We start from the raw sequence: 23,608 nt of genomic DNA, 5'->3' as shown, positions 1-23,608 counted from the left end.
GGCTAATTGGATTAGCCTCCTGTTTCTATTATGAAATTTTTCGTTGCCTTATTATTCCTATGATAATTGGAATAACTGTCCCAATTAACAATATCGGTAAAAATAATTTTCCGAAACCGCCGCTCCAATCTAGAGCGATTGAAATGGTTTCAAATTGGATGAAAGCAAAAATAAGTAAACAGACATTTTTTAATTGATTTAGCATTTTTCTACTGTTTAAATAAAACTGTTTAGCATTCGATTCATTCAGTCTTTGTGGATAGTTATGTACTTCTGGAAAATTCTCTAAAGTTTGCATTAAAAGGAGTATGAATAGCCCTATTCCTGGCAGAAGTAAAAGTTCCCACTTTGATCCCCAGCGATCTACAGCCCCATATGCATTATAATGTGCGGGCACTTCCTCGGGTAATTTTCCCCAAATGATGATCAAAAAAATGATTGATCCAAAGAACAATGAATATCCAATGATATCTCCAATCCATTCACTTTTTGTTTTTGGGATTTGTACTTTAGGTCTTTCCCATGAATTTACTATGTTTTTCCGCCCCTTTCTATTCCTGTATTACCTTTTTAAAAATTGGATTCATTATCCAAATTATCTCAAATATATAGTGTTTTCACAATTAATTATTTTTGAATAACATGACTCGTGTGCCGTAAACAACTGTAAGATTTCTATACAGCTACTATTCGTAAAGGGAAAAAGTTCGACTTAAGAGACAATTAATGAGAAAATACAAGTTGTAAATAACGTACTAGTTGAGGAGATTATAATGAAATATAAAGTTATATTATTCGACGTAGATGATACATTATTAGATTTTCCTGAAACGGAAAGAAACGCATTACATAACGCGTTTGTACAGTTCGGGATGCCTACAGGGTATAATGATTATCTTGCAAGTTATAAAGAGATTAGTAATGGATTATGGAGAGATTTAGAAAATAAAATGATTACGCTAAGTGAATTAGCGGTAGATCGATTTAGACAATTATTTGCCCTTCATAATATAGAAGTAGATGCACAGCAATTTAGTGATGTATACCTTGAAAACTTAGGGAAAGAAGTACACCTTATAGAAGGTGCAGTGCAATTATGTGAGAAACTACAAGATTGCAAGTTAGGTATTATTACGAATGGATATACGAAGGTGCAACAATCGAGAATTGGAAATTCGCCTTTATGTAATTTCTTTGATCATATTATTATTTCAGAAGAGGTTGGTCATCAAAAACCAGCACGTGAGATTTTTGATTATGCATTTGAAAAGTTTGGGATTACTGATAAATCAAGTGTACTAATGGTTGGAGATTCGCTAACTTCTGATATGAAAGGCGGAAAAGATTACGGCATTGATACGTGTTGGTATAATCCGAGTTTGAAAGAAAATAGGGCAGATGTTAAGCCGACTTATGAAGTGAAGAGCCTGCTACAAATTTTAGAAATTGTGGAAGTGGCGGAAGAAAAGGTAGCTTCATATTAATTGTGTTGATATTTTTCGATAAGTCGATATATCGAAAAAATCGTTGATATAATTTGAGTTGCGGCCAATATATAGGTAGGATAGGTGTAATAACTAGAGGTGAGTAAAGAATGTTAACGTTTTTATTTGAGTTAGACAAGGCTATTCCGCAGAAGGATGAGCCAAAGTATGATGCTTATACAAAGGGCTTTATTGAAGGGGATTTAACGATTCGTGCGAGTGACAGCGTACTTTTCCAGAAGTCATGCATGAAGGTCGCAGAGCTCGGCATTTATTTAGGACAGTGGATGGAACAAGTACAATACGGTCAAAACGTACATATGAATTATGAAACGAGTGACCGTGAGGAAGTAATTCTCGGCTTCGTATACGAAGAGGAAGATCAGTGGAGAGTTTCTTCTAGTTGGCAACAATTTGAACTTCAAGAGCGTATATCCACTACAGCATTAGTAGAAAGCGTTGGGCGTTATTTGAATGAGCTAAATAAGGAACTGCGAGCGATAGAATATCCCGTAACGTTTGATCAGTACTTAAGAGGAGAGCGAATGATGCAGCTTTCTTACAAACGACTGTGTGATAGTAAAGCGGATACGACGTCGATAGAAGTTTACAATGAAAGCGAAAGAGTAGGCGCAGTACGGGGCTATTATAAAAATACGTTGATGAAAGTGCTAGACTTTATTCCGAAGGTTGGTAGTAATATCATTTACGAAATAAAGGATGGTAAAGACAATATTCGCGTCATTGCAAAGGATGTAAGTAGGCAGCGTCAAAGAAGGATTTTAGTAACGTACATTGATCATAATGATGCGAAGCATGAAATACTTGTATGTGACGGAAAGTTACTAGATGCAAATTTCCTATTTACCTTTACATATAAGACAGAAGAATATGTTGTTCATAAAACTACAATTGGGCTTGGGAAGTTATTACGAAACGGCTATGTAATTGCAGATTGGAATATTCGTCTTGAGGAAGATATGTATGATATTGAGATGAGTGTATATGATGAGGGTTATATAGAGGATCAATACTTATTATTAGGTGTATTTCATGCTGTTTTGTATGGGTGATAAATGAAAAATACCGGTATTCTTTGTGAAAAGAATGCCGGTATTTTTTATTTATCCTCAAAAATAAAAATCTCATCAATCGTACTATGAAGTGCCTTCGCTATATCGTGAGCGAGTTGTAAGGAAGGGTTATATTTTCCTTTTTCGAGATGGCTAATTGTTTCACGGCGTACACCAACAGTTTTCGCTAAATTTTCTTGTGTCATGTTCGATTTGGCGCGGTATTCTTTTATTCTCGTTACGAACGCCATGGCGCATCTTCCATTTCATCAACAGGTTTATCGTAAAAGAACATAGAGAAGCCGAACGTAAGAATGAGTGTGCTGAAAATAAGAGCGATATCAATCTCTTGTAGTGTAGGATTTGGAAATAACATTTCAATAAACATAATGATAGCGGTAGTAAGTAATGTAACGATAAATGCGTTGCGGCACGATTTATTGACAATTTGTTCAAATAATTCATCGTGTTGAACCGTTCTATAAGTCGTGAAAAAGGAGAAGAAACAGAACATAGTAAACAATCCTTTTTCATAAAAAAAGCCGAGGAAACCGAAGAAACCGAGAAATCCTAAATATTTAATCCAAGTTGTTTTCACGATAGATTCTCCTTTCAATGTTAGAAATAAAGTGAAACTTTAATCAGTGGGGGTTTTCTTCATCCCCCACTGATTATCAGCCCTCACCAATCGGACTTTTATGGGCAGTTGATCCCCCACCTAACTTCTTTGCTTTCGCTGAATTTTGAGGTGGGGGTCTTACTGCCCATTAAAGCGGGATAAATCACGTTATGTTATAAATATATCACATATAGAAATGTGTGGTAATAATAGTTTTCCAATTCTTTTCATAATAATAGTAAAAAGAGGAAAAATACTGCGAAATAAAGAGGATAATATTGTAAAATGGTTGTAAGGAGGGGGAGGAAGGAATGCTAACTGGGATCATGATCGTTGTATTACTTGTAGTGATTACTGTAGTGGCAACGGTGTTAATTGGGCGGAATGGTGATGCGAATTATAGTAAAGCGACAAAAGGGAATATTAAACGGCTGACGATGATCTATATTTTACTAGCTGTCGTTTTAATCGTTGGATTAGGCGTGTATATTTATTTTAAAGGTTAAAAAACTGAAAAAATATAAAAATCTAAAAATAGAAGTATGCTATAATATTGATATAGTTATTTGGTAATTAAGGAAAGGATTGGATGGAATGATTGAAATTACGAATGTGTCAAAAAGTTATAATGGGTCTACCTATGCAGTAAAAGATTTAAGTTTATCTGTGCCTAGTGGAGAAATCTTTGGATTTTTAGGACCGAATGGTGCGGGTAAATCAACGACGATTAAGATGATTACTGGTATTCATGGGGTGGACAAAGGAACGATTACGATTAACGGTAAAGATATTATGAAAAATCCGATGGAAGCGAAAAAGACGTTTGGTTATGTTCCAGATAGCCCAGATATGTTTTTACGATTAAAGGGAATTGAATATTTAAACTTTATGGCAGATATGTATGAAGTGCCGAAAGAAGTACGCCAAGAACGAATCGAGTCTTTAGCGAAGAAATTTGATCTTTACAATGCGTTATCGGATCAAATTCAAAGTTACTCGCACGGTATGAGACAAAAAATCGTTATTATTGGTGTGCTCGTGCATGAGCCAGATGTATGGATTTTAGATGAACCATTAACAGGGCTTGATCCGAAATCTGCATATATTTTAAAAGAAATGATGAGAGAACATGCGGATAAAGGAAAAATCGTATTTTTCTCGACGCACGTATTAGAAGTTGCAGAAAAAATATGTGACCGCGTTGCAATTATTAATAAGGGAAATCTTCAGTTTAAAGGAAATTTAGATGAAATGAGAGATCATTTTAAATCCAATGAATCACTTGAAAAAATGTTCTTGGAGATGACGGGCAATGAGTAAAATTTGGACGTTAACGAAAGTATTATTGAAATTAAATTATGCAGATTTTATAACAGATAAGAAGAAGCGATGGGCGTATGTCTTTTCATTTGCAGCCATTTTATTTGTCGGCTTTTTAATATTTGGTTCGATGACGCACGGAATGTATGAAGGGATGAAACATTTAGGGCAAGACCCAGGAATGATTATCGCAATGGGACTTGCGATTGCGAGTATATGGGTATTTTTAATGAGTATAACGAACATTTTAACTGTATTTTACTATAGTAATGACATTGAAATGTTATTGCCATTACCATTAAAACCAGCTCAAATTATTTCGGCAAAATTTTTAACGGTATTAATTACACAATACGTAATGAGTTCATTTATTTTATTACCAATCTTTATTACGTACGGGTTAAAAAGTAGTGCATTTATTACATATTACATATACATGATTTTTATTTACTTACTTTTCCCGATTGTGCCGTTAGTATTAGCTTCGTTACTGATGACAGTTATTATGAGGTATACGAATATAGCGAAAAATAAAGACCGAGGCAATATATTTATTGGAATCGTAAGTATACTATTTATTGTAGGAATTAATGTATTTTTACAGTGGAAAAATAAAAGCTCGTTTTCTGAAGATGCACTTACGAATTATCTTGCGAACAACCAATCTTCACTTTTAGTACAAATGACAAATTATTTTCCAACTACATATTTTGGAGCAGTAGCATTAGTAGAAAATGCAAATTGGAAGGGTCCATTATACGTAATTATCTTTGCACTTATTTCATTTGTATTCTTTGTGTTGTTTTATTACATTGCAGAGCGTACATATTTAAAAGGGGTTATTGGACTTTCAACGAGTACAGCAAAAAAAGAGGTTATTTCAGCAGAAGGTTTACAGAAATCAACGGTACAAAGTTCACATTTAAAAGCGTATGTGAAAAAAGAATTTAAAACGTTATTCCGTACACCACAATTTTTCTTAAATTGTATCGTACAAACTTTCGTTATGCCGATTATGTTATTCTTTATTTTATTCGTGCAAGATGGAAATTTAAAGTGGATTACAGGGTATATTGATAATCCAAAATCAGCAGGTCTTGCAATTGGCGTTGGTCTTTGTGCATCGCTATTTTTAATGGGAAGTAATGTTATCGCAACAACATCATTTTCACGAGATGGAAGTTCATGGTTTGTGAATCGTTATTTACCAGTAAAAGCTTCGGATATCTTTTTTGCAAAAGCGATTACTGCTTGGTTAATTAATGTGATTATTTTAGCGGTATTCGGTATTACGATGGCAGTTGTAGCGGGGATTTCTCCTGTATTCATGTTATTGTGGTTTTTACTAAGTGCGAACGGGTTACTGTTAATTAATTTAATCGGTACGCGCTGGGATGCACAAACTGCGGATATACATTGGGATACAGAGCAGAAATTATTTAAGAGTCGCTATACAACTTTGTGGAATTTTTTAGCGAATATCTTTATAGCTTTAGTTATTGTAGCGGGAGTAAGTTTATTGTACTTCTTCCTTCAAGTAGGACTATGGGTTATGTTTATTGTTTTATTTGTATTGTTTACCATTGCCAACTATATTTTAATTAAAATGTTAAAAATAGGTGCAGAACGCATATTGGCAAATATTGAATAAAAAGATAGATCCTCTGTATTCGTGCAGGGGATTTATCCATAGATGGAGGAGAAAAGGTGAAGAAAATAGCAATTGTAACAGGGGCAACTCGTCTGAATGGAATTGGTGCAGCTGTATGCAAGGTGCTTGCTCAAGAAGGGATAGACATTTTTTTCACGTACTGGTCTCAGTATGATAAAGCGATGCCGTGGGGAATGCATGACAAAGAGCCCTTTTTGTTAAAAGAGGAGATTGAAAGTTTAGGTGTTCGTTGTGAAATGGCAGAAATCAATTTATCGCAGTCGTATTCGCCAAATCGTTTGTTTTATATGGTCTCAGAACGTTTAGGTGATCCATCTATTTTAATTAATAATGCAGCGTATGCTACTCATACGAGAATTGAAGAATTAAATGTAGAACAGTTAGATAAACATTATACAGTGAACGTCCGCGCTACTATGTTATTAAGTTCATTATTTATAAAACATTATGCACTGAAAACGAGTGGCAGTATTATTAATCTTACGTCAGGGCAGTCGTTAGGCCCGATGCCAGATGAATTAGCATACGTAGCGACGAAAGGAGCAATTGAAGCATTTACAAAATCAGTAGCACCGGTTGCGATGGAGAAGGGGATTACAGTAAATGCAGTTGATCCTGGGCCGACAAATACAGGATGGATTACAGAGGAGCTGAAGCATCATTTAGTATGGAAGTTCCCGCAAGGTAAAGTAGGGGAACCGTCGGATGCAGCACGCTTAATTTCTTTTTTAGTAAGTGAAGAAGCAAAATGGATTACAGGGCAAGTCATACATTCAAATGGTGGTTACTCATAAATATATTATGTTAACAATTGTTGAGAAACAAAAAAATGAAAGAAAATTTTATTTTTTTGTTTAAATAAAATGTCAGTAAAGATAAAAATTTGATAGGAGAGTATATCGTCATATGAAGATAGTAATTCTTCATGTGACAATATACTCTTTTTCTTTTGCTACAGAGAAGAAAAATGAAGTAGAAGAAACTCGAATGTTCAAATAGGTTTATCGTTTTTTGTACGTATTATTATGAAGATTACTGTCGGAAAGATGGTAATTCGTATGAAAAGGGATTTTTTAAGGGGAAATCGAATCGTAAAGGGGAGGATAAATTATATAAACATAGGGGGATTTATATGAAAATGAAAAAGGTCGCTATCGCATCGATAACAATTGGTACAATGCTTACTATGGCAGCTTGTAGTCCTTCAGCAGATAAAGAGAAAGACAAGAAAGAACAAGTAACAGCGCAAAATGAAGGAGAAGCAAAAACGACAAGTGCAGATGAGACGTCAAAAACAACGAAAGATAATGAAAAAGAAACAAATACTTCTTCAAATGAAAAAACAGATAAAGATGCAAAAAATACGAAAGAATCATCAGGAACAGAAAGTAACGGTAAAACGTCATCTCAAAATGAGAATGTGAAAACAAAAGAAAAAGAGACGACAGGAAAAACGAATGATCAAACGACTAGTGGAAAAACGACAGATCAAAGTACAAGCACAAACTCAAATGGAAAAACAACGAAAGATCCGAAGAAAAGCGTAGCTGTGAAAACAAATGTTAAAGAAGTTGCTGCATTAATTGAAAGCTTAGACAAGCAATTAGCTGCAAACCCTAAATTAGAAACAGTAAATAAACTTGGAAAACAAATTAATGAAAAGTGGGATGTAATCGAGAAAGAGTTAGAAGCATCACATCCAGCTGAATCTAAAACAATCGGACAAAGTATGTATCCGTTAATTGTAGGAGCGGAGAAAGAAAAAATTGATATTAATAAAATGAAATCATTAACGACGAAAACGAAAAAAGATTTAAATCAGTTATTGACGAAACTTTCGTAGTTTCAAAAGCCTACTTGTCGGAGTAGGCTTTTTTATGTTGTTTAAAGGGGGAGATGTATACTTCTCCAGAAATTATCGAATGAAATTTAATAACAATTATTGTTAAATATAGGTTAATATAATGATAAAGTGATATAAGAGAAAGAGTCGTATTCATTATTGTTATAAAAGATGTAACGTATTTAATACAATTTATATAAAGTTTTTGGAAAACGGGGGCAGTTTTGAATGGTAGGTAAAAGTTTAGCTAATGGATTAATGGCGGCAGAAGGGGAGCAATTACGTTTAATTTATGCTTTAGTTATGGAGACTGGAATTTTTAGTATGATAGCAAATAAAACGAAAGACTTTTTTGATAAAGATGTAGATCATTCAAAGCAACAGCTAGATTTAGAAATTGCAAAACTAAGGAATATTGATGACAATACATTACGTTTACAATTATTTTTATATATGACAAAAGAATTTGACCTAGCAGGTTCGCATTATAATACATCTTATGAAATAGAGAATAAATGTGGAGAAATTCTTCAAAAAGCACATGTATTTCAAATGAAAAAAGATAAAGGTTATAGTGCGTTTGTATCACGCAATGAGCATTTAACAATCGATAATCAATTAGCATTGTATCAAATGCAAAAAATATTTGAGTCAATTGGCGGCGAATTAAAAAATCTAACTGCGGATCAAGAAGAGCATTTTGCTAATCAAATTGAGCAATTTATTGAGTCTCTACCAATAGAGCAGCAAGAAAAGATTAAAGATAAATTAAATATTGATGCGATAACAAATGCTACGATAAAAAAACTCATTGCGACGCAAGGAAGTGCTGTATTGTTGGCTGTTATTGTAGAGATTGCAGGATTTGCGGCATACACAACTTTAACATCGTTAATTGCTGGGACAGCTAGTTTAATTGGATTGACATTACCCTTTGGTGCTTATATAACAGCAACATCTGCATTATCAGTTTTGACAGGGCCAGTAGGCTTTATCTTGGTTGCTGGATTAAGTAGTATGATGATGTTAACACAAAGTAAAAAAGTGAAGAGAACATTATTACAGATGGGGATTGTTCAATTCATGCTACCAGTATTTTTAGGAGATTCGAAAGTGTATGAGTATGATACTTTTATTCAAGAATGGTCCCGATATTATAACGAGCAAACTAAATTGTTACATGTAATTTCTAATAATAAAAAAGAATGTGTAATGATAACTCAACAATTAAAAACGAACAAAGAGAGTATAGTGTATTGCGATAATCAATTAACGGAAAGTACAAGTACTTATAATAATATAGTGAATCAACTTATTCATTCATTAATTCTAGTAAGTGAAGATGAAAAGACAGATTCTTTCAAACAGAAGAGTATGAAAATCGCAAATTTAGAAATAGAAGTGCGTAATAAAGAAGAATCCATTAGAAAAAATAAACAGGTAGATTCTTTTTGGGGCAAAGTTAGTGGGATGCTTTCGAATGTTTCATATGAAAGTGACATTTCAAAAATAAAAAAACAAATCCATGAATTGAAAAGGGAGCAGGCAATTGAAGTGATTTCTATTCGTCCTATAATGTTAAACAAAATGTGTAATGAAGCTCATTTTGTTATGGAGGAGAAACGAAAAGTAATTGAAAAATTGACTAAGTTAAAAGAGCAAAAAAGAGAGATTGAAAAAAACTTATCAGCCGTAAATAGTATGCTTTATCAAAAACAGGATGAATTACGTACGCTACAAAAAGAAGTATATGGTTTAGGTGATATCGTATGATTCAAAATGAACATTTTTGGAATTATTGGCGTATTGGTGAATTTGAACAGGCGATGAAGTGTACAGTAGGTAAGAAAAGTCAAAGAAAAGGCGCTAGGTTATTTGGAAATACAAATCAATCCGAAGAAACGAATAGTATTGCTGGCATTAGTGTAGGTGAATTTTTATATGATTACTTCATGATAAATCCGACGGTTGTTGAAGGGATTGATTTTGCACGTAGTGAGGATGTAAGCTCAATATTTTCATTGGCTCAGTTTGCAAAAACGATAGATTTAGATGTAGCGACTGGAGATATGGCTCAATTGCAAGGGTATGTAGCTGAACAAATGATTGCCCAAAGGCTAGAAGCAGCAGGATACGACGTACAGTTTCCAGAAACCTCAAATCAAGCTGGGTGGGATATTCTTATTGATGGGAAACAGTTTCAAGTAAAATGCGGTAGTAATAAATCAATTGTTGATGAACATTTAAAACGTTATCCTCATATTCCTGTATATGTGAACGATGAATTGGCGGTACATTATCCAGATCATCCAGATGTTTATAGTATTGGGGTAACGAGAGAAGAAGTTCTTGAAGCAACACAATCTACGTTATCTCATGCAGAGGGGATACTTGATTTTGAGTTACCATGGATTTCAGCAAGTGTGAGTTCGTTTTATAATTTAAGGCGAGTTGTGAAGGAACAATTACCTTTACAGATTGCAGCAAGAAATGTGGCTATTGACACAACGAGTCGTGCATCGTTAGCTGCTGCAGGACAAGCAGCTTTTACTTTTGCTGCAAATGCTATATTTGTATCAGGAGGAGCATTTGTTATAGTATTGCCTCTAGTAGGTGCTTTTGTCGGATTAAAACAGAGCTGGCGTGTTACGAATAAATTAAAGAAAATTCTTGCGAAGAAGGAATTTAGTCAATTAGAAAAAAGTTTACATGATCTAGTTATAGTTATGAAGAAACAACTAGGTTTGAAAGAAGAAATAAAGAAAGAAAAGTGGCAAGGAATTTTACACAAAATTTTTAATAAAAAACCTATAGCTAATTTAGAAGCAATTCATCAAGAAAGAATCCAATTTATCGGTAACATGAACAAGGAACTAACTGCAATTGAACAAGAAATAAATAAAGATGCTTTACGTGCATTTGAAAGGTTATTTGCGGTATTAACAAAATCAGGAATTCATGTACACAGTATTCGTAATGAACTTATGAATATAGAAAAAACGATGAAGGCATTACATAAGAAATTATAGTGCTTTTCTTAATTGAGTAATGATAAGCTCTAAGTAATAACTTCATTTTGTCATCCGATTTATATTTTGGGACAACATCTATAACGAGAATGAATCATTTTTTAGTGGGAATCCTAATGAAAAAGGATGGTGATAAAATGACAATCGATCGAGTTTGTACAATTGGGCCAGCAAGTAATAATCAAGATACGTTAGCGCAGTTAATAAACAATGGTATGAAAATAGTACGGTTGAATTTATCACATGGCACGCATGAAAGTCATAAAGATATTATTCGTTTAGTCAAATCGCTAGACGATTCTATTAAAATTTTAGGGGATGTACAAGGTCCTAAAATAAGATTAGGTGAAGTAAAAGGAGAACAAATTACACTTCAGGTGGGAGATTCTTTTACTTTGCATACGCAGCCAATTACAGGGAGTAATAAGGAATCAAGTGTTGATTATGCAGGAATCGCGAATGATGTGAAAGTTGGCAGTAGAATTTTAATTAATGATGGCGAAGTTGAATTAATTGTTGAAAAGGTAAGTGCGGATAAAATAGAAACAAAGGTCAAAACAGGTGGTAACATCTCATCTCATAAAGGGGTGAACTTACCAGGGGCAATCGTTAGTTTACCAGCTATTACAGAGAAAGATAAAAAAGATATTCAGTTTCTTTTAGAAGAGGATGTTGATTTTATCGCATGTTCTTTCGTAAGAAAACCTAGTCATATAAAAGAAATACGAGATTTTATACAACAGTATAAAGAAACATCACCTAATATAATTGCAAAAATAGAAACGATGGAAGCGATCGAGAATTTTCAAGATATATGTAAAGAAGCAGACGGAATTATGATTGCAAGGGGCGATTTAGGAGTAGAGTTGCCGTATCAATTTATTCCGCTCTTGCAGAAGATGATGATTCAGGAATGCAATCGAACGAATACATATGTTATTACAGCGACACAAATGCTTCAATCTATGGTAGATCATTCTATTCCAACAAGGGCTGAGGTAACTGATGTGTTTCAAGCTGTGCTGGACGGAACGAATGCTGTTATGCTTTCTGCTGAAAGTGCGTCAGGCGAGCATCCGATTGAAAGTGTAAAAACATTACGTCTCGTTTCTGAATTCGCTGAGCATGTGAAAAAAGACGGGCCTTTTGTGATGAAAGATGTACTGGAATTGCTGCATGAGTCTCTAGATGAGTGATAAATAAAAAGAGGGCGGATATGTATCCGTCCTCTTGTTTTTCATTCCTATTCTTCTTGCTCTTGCTCATCCAAAATTTTATCAAAAGCAGCAGATACTTTATCAAACTCTTCATCATTTTCAATGTATGAAAACTCATTATCTTCTTCTACTTTTAAAAAGAAAATATCAATGTCTTCCTCAGATTCTGTTTGAATGTCCTCTACGAAGGCAACTGCGATATATTCAGCACCTTCGACATCCATCGCTCCAAGTACTTCTACTTCCTGATCCTCATTATTCTCATCACTAAGTGTAAACACTTCGCCAACTTCAATATCAGACATATTCATTCTCCTCCTGTTCAACTCTAAATAATAGAGCGTTTAAACTGCATACATACTAATATATCTTTCCATGAAAAATCAATTTCATACATAAGAAAAATCAAATTCTATGTCTTTAGTATGAGTATCCATCAATAAGGATTATTTTTTGTATGCTATATGATGAAATTCATTCTGTCCATAGCTTGTCTTGTTATATCTCACAGTCACTACCTAATTAATCATTTGTTCACACATTCTAATCAACCATTTCCCAAAATTGAGTTGCTGCAGTAGAGATTCGTTGGTTTTTTAACTTTACTATTACAGGCTCTAGATGGAAATCAAATTGTTCCAATTCTAAAAGCTTTGTATGTGCTAAAAATGGTGATGTATAATCCATTCTTGGAATAATGGATAAGCCGAGTCCTTTACTAACAAGTGCTACAACCATACTTATATCTTTACACTCGATAATGATATTAGGCTGGACTTTGTATGTATGAAACGCTTTGAGTAGGTTTTCATTGAATGAGAGTCCTTCCATTGCTCCGAGCATAATAAATGGGAACTGCGTAATTTTTTCAATTGTTACATGTTGTGGTGGAAATGATGTTTCCCAACTTGCAGGGATAATTACAGCAATTGGTTGTTTTTTTAATGATTTTAGCTCATATTGTTCACTATTTCCTAATCGCAAAAGTAGGGCGATATCAATTTCTCTTTGCTCTAGTTTTTTTAATAATTCTTCTGAATTTCCTGTTACTATATTTATTTTAACATTAGGGTATTGTGTTCTAAACGTACTAACATAGTCAACGAGCATATTCGAGCATGTAGAAGAGACACCGATATTTACAGTTCCGCCTATACCTTGTTCAATTTCTTGAATTTGCTGCTTTACATCTTGCACTTGCATTAGCATTTGTGTGGCATACTCGTATAGTATTTCACCTGTTTCTGTAAGCTCCCATTTTTGACGATATCGATGAATTAAAGTTGTGCCAAGATCAGTTTCGAGTTTTTTTAATAATTGACTAAGTGGTGGTTGCGCGATATGGAGCACTTCTGCTGCTTTCGAAATACTTCCTTGTTTCACAATTTCTTTAAAGTAATATAATTGCCTGAAATCCATTGTATCTCTCCGTTATATGTTTTTTCATATGATTAGTTTATCACATATATATTTTTCATATGTTGTATTTGACGTTATATTTAATTGTATATTAATAACGTCAACTAGGAGTGAGAGATAGTATGAATCATTGGAACAGAACCTTGAGGCGCATCCTCATGTATGTGCTCGGGTTATTTTTTATGTCAATTGGCATTAGCATGTCGATTCAAGCAGGATTTGGTGTATCGCCTGTATCATCATTAGCATATGCAAGTACATTAACAATCGGTTTATCGGTTGGTGTGACAATGGTGCTTGCAAATATTTTATACATTATTATTCAAGTCACATTAAGTAAACGAATGGAGTTCAATGAATTTGTAAGTCAATTTATTATTTCGTTTTTATTTGGATTCTTCATGGATGCAACGCTCTACCTTGTACAACTTTTTCCGCTACCGGAAACAATCTTTGCTCGAAGTGTATATTTGATTGTTAGTTTATTTGTTATAGCAGTCGGTTTAATGGGCTATACAACAGCGAAACTGCCATTAATGCCATATGATGCGTTAACGTATGCTATTAGTGAAAAATTCAATTTGAAATTTGGAAAAGCAAAAATTTTGAGTGATGTAATAAACATTGGTGTAGCTGGTATCATCTGTATCGTTTTCATTCAATCGTTAGGTTCAATTGGGATCGGTACACTCATTTCCGCCTATTGTATCGGAAAAATTTTAGGGTGGATGATACCGTATTATCAACCGGCTCTTCATCGATGGGTATTTAAAACAGAGAAGGCTGCTTAGACTAATCTGTAAATGAAAAAACGCAATTCTTTCTAGAAAATGATAGGAAAGAATTGCGTTATATATGATCGTTGTGACAAAAAGAGTGATTTGTTGAAAAACATGTACTTTTAATTTTTAATTTACTATGAATTACAAACTTCTTTTTTATTTGTGGAAGCAGCATCTAATAAAAGGAAAATGGCTGCTATAAAATGTAGAACCAGTTCTATATAAGGAAAGAAGGCAAATAGGGTAACGATAATACCGATATAATGAGGGTGCGTATTCATGCCTTCTTTTTTAGCCAATAAAATAGTAGTGATATGTAAAGCAATCAATAGGAATAAAGGTATCCCATAAAGGTTAAAACGACTTAGAAATAAAAAACAAAAAGGAATCAATAAAAGATGAGAGATCCCTGTGGTCCACTTTAGTGCTTGTATGTAAGTTTTCAAAGTAAATCCTCCTAAAATCATTCATATCTATATATTACCAAAATTAATAGGTGATTGGATATTAAATGTTTATGGTTTTTTAGTAGAATGTAATTATTTTATGTAAACTACTTGTTTCCTTATCTTTAAAATAGAAAAACCACCCAAACGAGGGTGGTTCGTATTATAAATAACTACTTAAAGAAGAAAGGGGAACCTTTACCTCATTACCTTCCTTCATATTTCGCAGCATAACGGTTTCTGTATTAAGTTCTTCTTCTCCAATAATAAGCACATAAGGGATATTTTCTTTATTGGCATAATTAAGGGCACGTTTTAATTTGCGTCCTGCTAGTTCGAGTTCGACTTTTAAGGAAGTTGTAGAACGTAATTGCTGGGCAATTTGTAAGCATTGTAATTCTGTCCCGAGTGGGATGATAAATACATCCGTTGTAGATGATATCGTTTCTTTCTGTGATAGTGCTGTATAAATAACGTCTAAACCGAATGAAATACCGACTGTTGGATAGCTTATATTATCACCACGGAATGCCCCAATAATATTATCGTATCGACCGCCGCTACCAATGCTGGATGTAATTGAGGCGTCTTTTAGAAAGATTTCATATACGGTGCCTGTGTACATTGTAAGTCCTCGTGCTAAAAATGGATTGAATATAGCACTTTCATTTATTCCAAGGGCAATCAAATATTGCTGTAATTGTTGTAGTTCGTTTACTCCTTCGGCAACGAGTGGAGTATTGAAAGCTTCTTTAAAGTCAGGAATTGTAAGCTTTAGAGAAGATAAAACGGTATTACATATCGTATCAGCCATTTCTTCAGAAATTCCGCGCTCTAATACATCTTTTCGTACACCATCAATCCCAATCTTTTCGATTTTGTCTAATGATAAAATGACGTCACTCGCTAGTTCAGTAGGGATGTTAATAGACTCGAGAATACCATTTAACAATTTTCGGTTATTATATTGGATCGTTACTTCTAAGTTTAACGTTCGGAACAGTTCAAACGCCATACTCATAAGTTCCGCTTCTGCCATAACTGATTCTACACCGACTATATCCACGTCACATTGAATGAACTCCCGAAATCTTCCTTGTTTAATGGGCCCATCTCGAAATACTTTCCCAATTTCATACCGTTTAAAAGGGAGGCGGATGTTCGGGTTCATTGCTACGACTTTTGCGAATGGAATTGTTAAATCGTAGCGTAAGGCAAGTTCGCGTTTTCCTTGATCCCTAAGCGTATATATTTCTTTTAAAATTTCATCGCCACCGCCGTACTTGTAAGACATAAGCTCATACATATTTAACGTTGGTGTTTCTAACGGTTTGCATCCGTATCGTTCAAATGTATCTTCACAAGCTCTTTTAATTTTATTTCGCAGCACTTGTTCCTCTGGTAAATAGTCTTTCGTTCCTTTTACATTTTTCATTTCCATTATAATCACTCCTTTTTAAATTAAAAAAAGCTATGCAGGTATAAAAATACCCACATAGCTTTATGAATGCTTCGTGGGTCAACAGGAAAAGCCCTGTACCCACGAAGAAAAATTTTTCTTCGGATACACGGCGTTACGTATGATGATGAAGTTGGAAAGAAGTATTAATATTTCGCATGACAAATCTCTCCTTAACATAAGTTTTTCCAAATTATATCAGACGATTTTTGAATTATCAATATTTTTAGTTTTGAAATATACGTGAAGTTATGTAGGAGAAATGGAAAAGAGTGTATAATAAAACTTAATAATATGAAATAACCTTTTAAGGAGATTACTATGAAAAAAGATAAAACAAATGCGATGCGAATATTAGATAAAGAAAAGATCGAATATTCGATGATGTCATATGATCCGGAAGATGGAAAAATTGATGGTGTATCAGTAGCTGAGAAAATTGGACGAGAAGTGAGAGAAGTATATAAAACGTTAATTGCTCAAGGGAATAGTAAAAATTATCATGTGTTTATCATTCCAGTAGATGAGGAACTGAACTTGAAAGCTGCCGCAAAAGCGGTAAGTGAAAAGAAAATTGAAATGATTCCTGTAAAAGATATTACGAAAGTGTCAGGATATATTCGCGGTGGTTGTTCACCAGTCGGAATGAAGAAGTTATTTTCAACATGCATTGATGAGAGTGCTCACTTGCTTGAAACGATTATTGTAAGCGGCGGGAAGATTGGTACACAAATCGAGCTGAAAGTGGATGACTTGGCGAAAGTGACGAGAGCGCAGTTTGGTGAAATAACGAAGTAAATATACATAGGAAAAGAAGTTCTTGTTTTATTAAATTTAGATAAAGATTTATAGGATAATTAGTCCATTATGAGGACGGATTATCCTTTTTTCTTGCTACTGATAATGAGACGTTATGTTAACCGAGTGTGTATACAATATTCAACCGAAAACAAACAACATATCAACTCTATAAAATGGTAAAATAGGGAAAAGGTCATTCTGAATAATACTGTTAGAAACCACTATTTATCACATAGGGGGTTTCAAAAAGTAAAGGGGGGGGATAAATGAAATATATTAATGGATTGTACATATCACTTATATTGATGATGTTCATTAATTTACTTAATTTCACAATTTTTGATAATAAATACTCAGGGATAACAATGTATCTTTCTTCCGTTATATTCATAATTGGGAGCGCATTTTTTGGAAGTGCAAAACGGCTTAAAATGAGTGAGAAAAAATAAATCACTTAGGAGGTGACAATCATTAATGAAACAACAAGAACAAGTTATCTTTCGTGAGGTTCAGCGATCCCCAATTTGGGTATGGATACTCATATTAGGGATCTCCATGCTGATGTGGTATGGATTTATTCAACAAATAATTCTTGATATCCCGTTTGGAGATAAACCAGCTCCTAATGGTGTCTTAATTGTTATGTGGTTGTTGTTCGGGATTGCCTTTCCTGTATTAATGCTTGGAGTATTGAAACTGATCATTGAGGTCCGTGAAAAAGGTCTTTATGTCCGCTTTGTTCCTTTTCATTTTCAATATAAGCAGTACCTTTTCAAAGATATACATCATTATGAATGCATTACTTACAGTCCAATAAAACGATTTGGAGGATGGGGAATTCGTTTTAACCTTAAGAACGAAAAAGCCTATAACATGAATGGAAATAAAGGAATAGAGTTAAAGTTGCAATATAACACAGTAGTAATCGGCACTCAAAAATCAGGCGAATTAAAAAAAGCACTGGACTCAGTACAAAAAGTATAATGAAAATTAAACTTTAACAAACGGGCACAATTCAACAATTTCTACTAGGTATACCTACTTTAAAAAGAACTTAAATTTACTTCCTATATTGAAAATTATGTAAAAAATCTGTGGTGAGATGAAATGTTTGATTTTAAAGCACTTCAAAATCTTAGCTAGATGACCACGTACCGGTACCCCACAATAAAAAGGCAGGAACATATCAAATATGTTCCTGCCTTTCATTGTAGAGAGATGTTTCCTAACAGTTGATTTTGTTAACGAAAGTCGACTTTAAATCCATATTTTGTATAGAATAAAGTACATATAATAAAAGTATGAGGTGATACAGTGAGAGAGATTCAGATTCATAAAATTATTGCGGATAAGAGAAAAGAAAAGGGAATTACACAGGAAGAGTTAGCGGCGTATATCGGTATTACGAAGGCATCTGTTTCCAAATGGGAGACAGGGCAGAGTTATCCAGATATTACATTTTTACCACTGTTAGCATCGTACTTTAACATAAGTATTGATAAACTCATTAGTTATACACCACAAATGGAGCAGGAAGATATTAAAAATTTATATCATCGACTAGCGGAAGCTTTTAGTGAAGAACCGTTTGATGAAGTAATGATAAAGTGCAAAGAAATAATCAAAAAATATTATTCTTGTTTTCCGTTATTACTTCAAATGGGACTACTTTTTATAAACCACCATATGTTAACAGAGGATACGGATAAAAGAATTGAAATTTTAGAAGAGGCAATGTCTCTTTTTAGCAGGGTGCAGGGAGAAAGTGACGATGTTTCTCTTGTGAAAGAGGCGGTATCGTTTCAAGCAACTTGCTATCTTATACTCAATAGACCAAATGAGGTGCTTCAATTACTTGGCGAAACGATACGTCCTAACGTTCCAGCGGAAGATCTAATCGCACAGGCGTATCAAATGCTTGGAAATACTGAAAAGGCGAATGAAATTATGCAGATTAGTATGTATCAACATTTAATACAACTCGTTGCAACAATACCGAATTATGTAGTAGTAAATGCTTCAAACGCTGAAAAGGTAGAGTTAATTTTAAATAGAGCTTTCATGTTAATAGATATATATGAAATAGAAACATTACATCCCAATATGACTTTAAAAGTATACTATGCTGCTGCACAAGTATATTGTATGCAAGGGAATTTTGAAAGAACATTAGAAATGTTGCAGAAATACGCAACAGTTTGTGCAGCTAGTTTCACAGTAAATAGCCTTCATTTACACGGAGATTCCTATTTTGATGCGATTGATGGATGGTTTGCAGAATTTCCACTCGGTGCTAAAACGGTTAGAAGTGAAGATATTATAAAGCGAAGCATGTTACAAAGTATTGCAGAGAATCCAGTTTTCGCTCCGATGAAAGATATAAGAGAGTACAAAAATATAATAGCGAGTTTGAAATTTAAATTGGATATAAAAGATTAGAGGGAGGACGAAATTATGGCCTTTGACGAATATGAAGTAGCGATAAATAGTGAATTTACTTTGCAAGGTACAATTACTAAACCGAAAGCTGACGGGAAGTATGCTGCTGTTGTTATTATCGCTGGATCTGGAGAAATTGATCGTGATGGAATGATTGTACCGCTAAAGATTGAATCGAATATATATAAGGATTTAGCGCATGTAATGGCGAGGCTTGGAGTAGTGACGATCCGTTTTGATAAGCGAGGAGTAGGAAAGAGTGATGGAGAATTTCAGAAGACTGGAATGTGGGATTTAGTTAGTGACATAGAGGCTACGGTTACCTATTTAAAAGAACAACCATTTGTTGATTCGGAAAATATCATTTTAGCTGGCCATAGTGAAGGGTGTATGTTAGCGACAGTAGTAAACGCAAGAACACCAGTTAATGGACTCATACTTCTTACAGGAGCTGCGGAATCATTAGAAGAAGCTACGAAAAGACAAAGAGAAATTGCTTATAAAGAATTAAAAGAACAAAAGGGAATAAAGGGAAAATTAATGCGTCTTCTTAATGTGGAGAAACGTGGAGAGAAGCAGATGGAAAAAATAAAAGAGAAAATGATGAACACAGAAAAAGATACGATTAAAGTTGGTTTTAAACCGATGAACGCAAAATGGTTTAGAGAGCATTTTCAGCATGATATTTATAAAGATTTACAACAAGTAACATGTCCAGTGCTAGCTATTGCTGGTGACAAAGACATTCAGGCTGATCCTGAAAAAGCGAAGAGAATTGGTGATTATGTGCAAGGTGACTCTGAAGTATATGTAATAAAAAATATGGATCATAGTTTGAAACATTTTGAAGGGGAATTTAAAGTATTGGAGCTTCAAAAGAACTATAAAGAAGGAGCGGGAAAGCCACTTCACCCGATGCTGGAAGAAATGATTGTGAATTGGATAAGTGCGAATTTTATCTCGCATAAGAACCCTTCATCAACATTAAGTGAATATGAGGGAGATGGAATTGAGAGTAACTGCCTGTAAAAGACGGATTGGTTTAGAATAATAATAGGTATAAGTTCAAGCACATCTCCCAGATTGTACATTCTATAGTAAGATAATAAGCTTTTATTATTAGATTGCTATAGAAAATCCTCTTATTCAATCTAATATGCTACTAAATTTAGTAGAGAGGCGTTTGTATAAGGTTTGAAGTATAGATTCATATTCCGCTTCAGAACTTTTATCTAAATCAATATAGGTGTAGGCTTACAATAAAGTTAGAACAATTATACAACACCCTATAAATAATCCAGGCTATTTATTATTAGCAGGAGGCCCACTATACACATAATCCATGACAGAGCAGATCCCGAATGATTAGCGATTTTCATTCGGAGTCTCTCGAGAGGTTTTTGCATCCATCGGCCAAACAGGAGATAGAAGAGAAGCAGCACGAGAGAGGGCAATACCATAATAAAGTTGTATCCAGCTAAAATAGAAAACCATTCTACCCATGATAGATTAGAAGTAGTCAGTATACCAATTGCTGCAAAATAAGGAAATGCAGTTCCCGCTTCAATTAATGTAGTAGTGAATCCGAGCGCAATCATTGAAGAAATGCTATTTGATTTTGGTGAAGGGAGCTTTGAATTTTTCTTTGGTGGAATATAAAAGCTTTCGATGAATAATAGGGCTCCAATAATAAATAACGTCCAGCTTACGATTCGGTTTTGAAATACGCCAGAAATGATCTCAAACAAAAAATTTAATCCTAACATGAGAGAAACTCCAACAGCAAAATAACATCCAGCTACCGTCAATAAATAAACGAATAATCGTTTCGTACGACTCTCATTATCTGTTAAAAGTAGATATATTGTTACTCCTATTGTAGTAGGGCTTAGCGTGTCCAATATAGCCAATCCGCCTATTAGGAGAAGTTGTTCTGTATCCATTGCTCATTCCCCCTTTATTTCGGATCAAAATTATTTTTTTCAGTCATAAATATGGCATATGCCTCGTCCAAAAACTGAAGCACATCTTGGTCGATTGGATATAAACTGAGTTTCTCTGATTGTTTTGGAGACATCCGTATCTCCCAAAGTTTATCTAAAAATTCATCCTCACCTTCAAATTCTTCTAAGCGTTTTTCATCCATTCTTCTAATGATATTTTGAACTTTCGTTGCTTTTGGGCCATCATTCATATAACGCTTTAATTGGCCGATGAGAGCAATCCATTCAAGTGAATCAGAACAGTCACTTGCCATTTTAGGAACCTTTTCCAATAGTTTTATTTCTTTTTCTTTAAATACAGATTCGCGATAATACTGTTGTATATCTTTATCTTTGCTGGATAATTGCATAATCTTCTGAATCGCAATCCAGCTTTCTTCTCCTTCTATCGCAATGCCATTTATTAATTCCCGTAAGGATAATTCTATTTTCTTTAAATGTTCCTGCTCTTTTATTACATAAGATAATTGACTCTGTAAACTATCCGACCAATCCCATTCATTGAAGTCGAGCATATTTTTAATTTCTTGTAACGGAAATCCAACTTTTTTTAAAAATTGAACTTGCTGTAGTTTTTTTATTGCTTCATTTGTATATAAACGATGGCCACCTTCTGTTTTTGATGCTGGTTTTAATAATCCGATTTTATCGTAATAACGCAGTGTCCTTACTGTAACGCCTGTCAGTTCTCCAACTTTATTAATGTGTATCAACTGATAAACCTACCTTTCTGAACGTTAAGATTTTATCGTTAACGATTATTTTCTTCATACCACATCTATTCTTCTTTACTAAAAAGATTTTTAAGTAAGTAACCTGATCCTAATCCAATTAATACACCAGGAAATGCATGATCCAATGTCAGTCCAATCCCTGCACCTATAATGACACATCCATAAATAATAATATCGCCTTGTTTCATCTGAAAACCTCCTATTTTTCTAATTTCTTTTATGAAATTGCTAAATAGTAGCTACTTAACAGTATATAAAATGACCCAACGTCAACTTCAAGTGTTTTTGATTTTTATTAATACATTTATATAAACCTTTAAAGCGCCCTCTAACGGAAGATTTAATTTCAAAATATTTTGCGGGCTTATCGTTCCAAAATATTTATACTAAAATATATAATACGGGGTGTGGTTAATGGGTAGAAAGATTAGTTTTAATAAAGAGCAAGCTTTAAATAAAGTTATGCATTTATTTTGGGAGAAAGGTCATGATGCTACAAATATCAGATCTTATTGAAACGAAGGGCATAAGCCGAGCTACTCTCTACGATAGTTTTTGAGGTAAGGATGCACTATTTAAACTAGTTTTGGAACATTATAAAAACTTTGGTGCCTTAGCATACAGAATTCACGTATTGTTCTTGCTATCCTGAGGTGAAATGGGAGGGAATGTCTTTTGGGAAGCATACCTGTAAAGTTATTTTTTAAATTAATCCTATTTTTTTTCTTATGCGGTATTGTTGTTTATTCTATATTTCAGATTATGTTTGTCTGGAGTGTTTCGACAGGATTAGGGAGGGATGATATAGTCGGATTTTCTAATAATAAGTATGTAATTGGTCGTCCACCTGTTAGCTATAATTTATATAAAAAAGATAGTGGGGAAACTATATTAGATAATATTATTGGTTATAAAAAAGGAAAAACGAAAAGCTATGTTCGGAATGAAATTGAATTTGTAGTGATAAATGAGATAAAGGGTAGCTATGAATTGTATAAAATAGAAAAGGCTTCAGAAAAGGATATAGAACGGCTGAAAGAAATGCAGAAATTAGAATGAAAGAGACTATCTGAAGGATAAAAATGCAGTTGGGTTAGACTTCGCAATGGCTGAATTGTACGTGAGTAGCGAAGATGAGAAAGCCAATTATCCTTGCTTTTATCGTCAGATGTTAGACAGATTAGCAAAAGCGCAACGAGTATTAGCAAGGCGCGTAAAAGATTCAGCTCGCCGGAAGAAATAATTGTGAAGTGGATAGAGGCGCATTG

At 34.0% G+C, this 23,608-nt stretch carries 27 protein-coding genes and 2 pseudogenes; 19 read left to right on the top strand and 10 right to left on the bottom strand.

All coding sequences use genetic code 11. From position 1 onward, the window contains the following. Positions 1-28 precede the first annotated feature (28 nt). Positions 29-454, bottom strand: a complete 426-nt coding sequence (locus FOT98_RS13535; protein WP_080467644.1) for a DUF1648 domain-containing protein — start codon at positions 452-454, stop codon at positions 29-31. A 319-nt stretch (positions 455-773) separates the two neighbouring features. On the opposite strand from FOT98_RS13535, the gene FOT98_RS13530 reads away from it, so the two are divergent. Continuing rightward, the gene (locus FOT98_RS13530; RefSeq protein WP_063261515.1) at positions 774-1,484 is read left to right on the top strand and encodes a YjjG family noncanonical pyrimidine nucleotidase; all 711 of its coding nucleotides are present in this window, start codon (positions 774-776) and stop codon (positions 1,482-1,484) included. A 110-nt stretch (positions 1,485-1,594) separates the two neighbouring features. Next, complete coding sequence (locus tag FOT98_RS13525; protein ID WP_063261514.1) at positions 1,595-2,557, top strand: tubby C-terminal domain-like protein; 963 nt, start codon at positions 1,595-1,597, stop codon at positions 2,555-2,557. 47 nt (positions 2,558-2,604) lie between these two features. Here the strand turns inward: FOT98_RS13525 and FOT98_RS13520 are convergent, their stop codons facing one another. Both FOT98_RS13520 and FOT98_RS13515 read right to left on the bottom strand, forming a co-directional pair. Beyond that, positions 2,605-2,808 (bottom strand): helix-turn-helix transcriptional regulator, encoded by a 204-nt coding sequence (locus FOT98_RS13520; protein WP_063261513.1) that lies wholly within the window; start codon positions 2,806-2,808, stop codon positions 2,605-2,607. Next, the gene (locus FOT98_RS13515) at positions 2,796-3,155 is read right to left on the bottom strand and encodes a DUF3796 domain-containing protein (RefSeq protein WP_063261512.1); all 360 of its coding nucleotides are present in this window, start codon (positions 3,153-3,155) and stop codon (positions 2,796-2,798) included. The genes FOT98_RS13520 and FOT98_RS13515 overlap by 13 nt, the downstream gene beginning before the upstream one ends. Positions 3,156-3,487: 332 nt before the next feature. Here FOT98_RS13515 and FOT98_RS13510 point away from each other — a divergent pair, with 332 nt between their 5' ends. The 8 genes from FOT98_RS13510 (at position 3,488) to FOT98_RS13475 (ending at position 12,236) form a co-directional block, all read left to right on the top strand. After that, complete coding sequence (locus FOT98_RS13510; protein WP_063261511.1) at positions 3,488-3,682, top strand: hypothetical protein; 195 nt, start codon at positions 3,488-3,490, stop codon at positions 3,680-3,682. 88 nt (positions 3,683-3,770) lie between these two features. After that, complete coding sequence (locus FOT98_RS13505; protein ID WP_000570199.1) at positions 3,771-4,496, top strand: ABC transporter ATP-binding protein; 726 nt, start codon at positions 3,771-3,773, stop codon at positions 4,494-4,496. Then, the gene (locus FOT98_RS13500; RefSeq protein ID WP_063261510.1) at positions 4,489-6,147 is read left to right on the top strand and encodes a putative ABC transporter permease subunit; all 1,659 of its coding nucleotides are present in this window, start codon (positions 4,489-4,491) and stop codon (positions 6,145-6,147) included. Before FOT98_RS13505 ends, FOT98_RS13500 begins: the two co-directional genes overlap by 8 nt. A 56-nt stretch (positions 6,148-6,203) precedes the next feature. Further along, complete coding sequence (locus FOT98_RS13495; RefSeq protein WP_063261509.1) at positions 6,204-6,962, top strand: SDR family oxidoreductase; 759 nt, start codon at positions 6,204-6,206, stop codon at positions 6,960-6,962. Positions 6,963-7,300: 338 nt separating this feature from the next. Next, positions 7,301-8,011 carry a hypothetical protein gene (locus FOT98_RS13490; protein WP_063261508.1) on the top strand — a complete coding sequence of 237 codons (711 nt, stop codon included), beginning with the start codon at positions 7,301-7,303 and terminating at the stop codon, positions 8,009-8,011. Between the two features lie 228 nt (positions 8,012-8,239). Next, the gene (locus tag FOT98_RS13485; RefSeq protein ID WP_063261507.1) at positions 8,240-9,784 is read left to right on the top strand and encodes a hypothetical protein; all 1,545 of its coding nucleotides are present in this window, start codon (positions 8,240-8,242) and stop codon (positions 9,782-9,784) included. Then, positions 9,781-11,040: a hypothetical protein gene (locus tag FOT98_RS13480; RefSeq protein WP_063261506.1), complete on the top strand. Its 1,260-nt coding sequence runs from the start codon at positions 9,781-9,783 to the stop codon at positions 11,038-11,040. Before FOT98_RS13485 ends, FOT98_RS13480 begins: the two co-directional genes overlap by 4 nt. Positions 11,041-11,177: 137 nt before the next feature. Further along, a complete protein-coding gene (locus FOT98_RS13475; protein WP_063261546.1) occupies positions 11,178-12,236 on the top strand; it encodes a pyruvate kinase in 1,059 nt (352 codons plus the stop codon). Positions 12,237-12,283: 47 nt separating this feature from the next. Here the strand turns inward: FOT98_RS13475 and FOT98_RS13470 are convergent, their stop codons facing one another. Together FOT98_RS13470 and FOT98_RS13465 are read right to left on the bottom strand one after the other, a co-directional pair. Beyond that, the gene (locus FOT98_RS13470; RefSeq protein ID WP_073515676.1) at positions 12,284-12,568 is read right to left on the bottom strand and encodes a DUF1292 domain-containing protein; all 285 of its coding nucleotides are present in this window, start codon (positions 12,566-12,568) and stop codon (positions 12,284-12,286) included. Positions 12,569-12,800: 232 nt separating this feature from the next. Then, positions 12,801-13,676: a LysR family transcriptional regulator gene (locus FOT98_RS13465; protein ID WP_063261504.1), complete on the bottom strand. Its 876-nt coding sequence runs from the start codon at positions 13,674-13,676 to the stop codon at positions 12,801-12,803. Positions 13,677-13,798: 122 nt separating this feature from the next. On the opposite strand from FOT98_RS13465, the gene FOT98_RS13460 reads away from it, so the two are divergent. Further along, on the top strand, positions 13,799-14,467 hold the full coding sequence (locus tag FOT98_RS13460) for a YczE/YyaS/YitT family protein (protein WP_063261503.1): 669 nt from the start codon (positions 13,799-13,801) through the stop codon (positions 14,465-14,467). A 125-nt stretch (positions 14,468-14,592) separates the two neighbouring features. Here the strand turns inward: FOT98_RS13460 and FOT98_RS13455 are convergent, their stop codons facing one another. Continuing rightward, positions 14,593-14,904, bottom strand: a complete 312-nt coding sequence (locus FOT98_RS13455; RefSeq protein WP_063261502.1) for a hypothetical protein — start codon at positions 14,902-14,904, stop codon at positions 14,593-14,595. A 163-nt stretch (positions 14,905-15,067) separates the two neighbouring features. Continuing rightward, on the bottom strand, positions 15,068-16,345 hold the full coding sequence (locus FOT98_RS13450; protein ID WP_063261501.1) for a histidine--tRNA ligase: 1,278 nt from the start codon (positions 16,343-16,345) through the stop codon (positions 15,068-15,070). Between the two features lie 339 nt (positions 16,346-16,684). On the opposite strand from FOT98_RS13450, the gene ybaK reads away from it, so the two are divergent. The 5 genes from ybaK (at position 16,685) to FOT98_RS13425 (ending at position 20,632) form a co-directional block, all read left to right on the top strand. Beyond that, positions 16,685-17,161, top strand: coding sequence for a Cys-tRNA(Pro) deacylase (gene ybaK, locus FOT98_RS13445; RefSeq protein WP_063261500.1), 477 nt, complete (start codon positions 16,685-16,687; stop codon positions 17,159-17,161). A 269-nt stretch (positions 17,162-17,430) separates the two neighbouring features. Beyond that, on the top strand, positions 17,431-17,613 hold the full coding sequence (locus FOT98_RS13440; RefSeq protein WP_000875162.1) for a hypothetical protein: 183 nt from the start codon (positions 17,431-17,433) through the stop codon (positions 17,611-17,613). Between the two features lie 25 nt (positions 17,614-17,638). Beyond that, entirely contained in the window at positions 17,639-18,148 is a 510-nt protein-coding gene (locus tag FOT98_RS13435; RefSeq protein ID WP_063261499.1) for a DUF6141 family protein, read from the top strand. 330 nt (positions 18,149-18,478) lie between these two features. Next, complete coding sequence (locus FOT98_RS13430) at positions 18,479-19,603, top strand: helix-turn-helix domain-containing protein (RefSeq protein WP_063261498.1); 1,125 nt, start codon at positions 18,479-18,481, stop codon at positions 19,601-19,603. A 15-nt stretch (positions 19,604-19,618) separates the two neighbouring features. Continuing rightward, positions 19,619-20,632 carry an alpha/beta hydrolase gene (locus FOT98_RS13425; RefSeq protein WP_063261497.1) on the top strand — a complete coding sequence of 338 codons (1,014 nt, stop codon included), beginning with the start codon at positions 19,619-19,621 and terminating at the stop codon, positions 20,630-20,632. A 257-nt stretch (positions 20,633-20,889) separates the two neighbouring features. On the opposite strand, the gene FOT98_RS13420 is transcribed toward FOT98_RS13425, so the two are convergent. The 3 genes from FOT98_RS13420 to FOT98_RS32365 form a co-directional block, all read right to left on the bottom strand. Further along, a complete protein-coding gene (locus tag FOT98_RS13420) occupies positions 20,890-21,546 on the bottom strand; it encodes a GAP family protein (RefSeq protein ID WP_063261496.1) in 657 nt (218 codons plus the stop codon). 14 nt (positions 21,547-21,560) lie between these two features. Continuing rightward, positions 21,561-22,319: a MerR family transcriptional regulator gene (locus FOT98_RS13415; protein WP_063261495.1), complete on the bottom strand. Its 759-nt coding sequence runs from the start codon at positions 22,317-22,319 to the stop codon at positions 21,561-21,563. A 65-nt stretch (positions 22,320-22,384) separates the two neighbouring features. Continuing rightward, the gene (locus FOT98_RS32365) at positions 22,385-22,528 is read right to left on the bottom strand and encodes a hypothetical protein (protein ID WP_016129923.1); all 144 of its coding nucleotides are present in this window, start codon (positions 22,526-22,528) and stop codon (positions 22,385-22,387) included. Positions 22,529-22,754: 226 nt separating this feature from the next. Here FOT98_RS32365 and FOT98_RS33415 point away from each other — a divergent pair. From FOT98_RS33415 to FOT98_RS13400, 3 genes and pseudogenes are all read left to right on the top strand, one after another. Beyond that, positions 22,755-22,896 (top strand): annotated as a pseudogene (locus FOT98_RS33415) (TetR/AcrR family transcriptional regulator); the annotation flags it as partial. Between the two features lie 119 nt (positions 22,897-23,015). Continuing rightward, complete coding sequence (locus FOT98_RS13405) at positions 23,016-23,399, top strand: hypothetical protein (protein ID WP_063261493.1); 384 nt, start codon at positions 23,016-23,018, stop codon at positions 23,397-23,399. Between the two features lie 19 nt (positions 23,400-23,418). Next, a pseudogene (locus FOT98_RS13400) lies at positions 23,419-23,580 on the top strand (RNA-guided endonuclease TnpB family protein); the annotation flags it as partial. Between the last annotated feature and the right edge of the window lie 28 nt (positions 23,581-23,608).

Source organism: Bacillus sp. HY001, from assembly GCF_007558965.1.
GTDB classification, from domain to species: domain Bacteria; phylum Bacillota; class Bacilli; order Bacillales; family Bacillaceae_G; genus Bacillus_A; species Bacillus_A mobilis.
This window is presented reverse-complemented; position numbering and strand designations above follow the sequence as displayed.